The sequence below is a fragment of the Mesorhizobium sp. CA4 genome (assembly GCF_020165075.1).
GTDB lineage: Bacteria > Pseudomonadota > Alphaproteobacteria > Rhizobiales > Rhizobiaceae > Mesorhizobium.
Map to the genome: position 1 here is coordinate 1 of NZ_JAIUHK010000084.1, position 1,041 is coordinate 1,041.

Consider the following 1,041-nt stretch of genomic DNA (forward strand, 5'->3'; position numbering starts at 1 on the left):
TTTCTGGGCCAGAAGCTTGCAGGTGGATCCTCACCGCTCGACCGACTGTCCGGTCTGGTGAAGTGGTATCGCTTCGAGAAGCTGCTCAACCCGCTACGCGACGGCGGGCCGGGACGCGCAGCCTGGCCGCCGTTGTTGCTCTTCAAAGCGCTGCTGCTGCAGTCGCTCTATGGGCTATCAGATCGCGAGCTCGAGGAAGCGCTCGGCGATCGGTTGTCATTCCGGCGCTTTGTCGGGCTTGGGCTTGAGGAGAGCATTCCCGATCACACGGTGCTGTCGCGCTTTCGCAACTTGCTTGGTGGCGAAGGACTGATGGAGAAGCTGTTTGGCGAACTGGACCGGCAGTTGGAGAAGGCCGGCGTGATCCTGAAGCGCGGCACGATGCTAGACGCCACGCTGATCGATGCAGTCTCGGCGCCGCCGACAGCCGAGCGGCCCTCGAAGGACGCCGATGCCCGTGGCGTAAGACGGGGTAAGGGCGACTTCACCTTCGGCTACAAGGCCCATGTCGGGGTGGACGAGGGCTCTGGCCTGATCCGCACGGTGATCACCACACCGGCCAACGTCAACGACACGCTGATGGCCGATGAGTTGGTGCGCGGCGATGAGAAGGCGGTGTGGGCGGATGCCGCCTATGACACGCATGCCCGCCGGGCCAGGCTCAAGGCTGAGGGCCGCAAGCCGCGCATTGCCCGCCGCCCCAACAAGCACCATCCCGAACTGCCGCCGCGGCTCAAGCGCTACAACCGCCTGATCGCGAGACGGCGGGCAGCGGTGGAGACCACCTTCGCCACGCTCAAGAACCGCATGAAGCTGACGACAATCCGCTATGTCGGATTAGTCAAGGCCGCAGCTCAAGTGACGATGGCTGCGATCGCCTTCAACATGCGCCGATGGGCCGCCATCACAGGATAGGTGCGCCTGCAATCCGGCCTGAGGCCACACCGCCACCCTCAATTCCACCCCAAAAGCCAAAACGGAGCGAGACCTCGCGACCAAATCGCTCCGCGAGCCTGTCCTCGCTAACTGCGCAACAGGCCC

General features: G+C 64.2%; 1 protein-coding gene. It reads left to right on the forward strand.

Features of this window, described 5'->3' with window-relative positions; translation table 11 throughout:
* Positions 1-3 precede the first annotated feature (3 nt).
* The gene (locus LB528_RS30130; RefSeq protein ID WP_224717242.1) at positions 4-915 is read left to right on the forward strand and encodes an IS5 family transposase; all 912 of its coding nucleotides are present in this window, start codon (positions 4-6) and stop codon (positions 913-915) included.
* Positions 916-1,041: the final 126 nt, after the last annotated feature.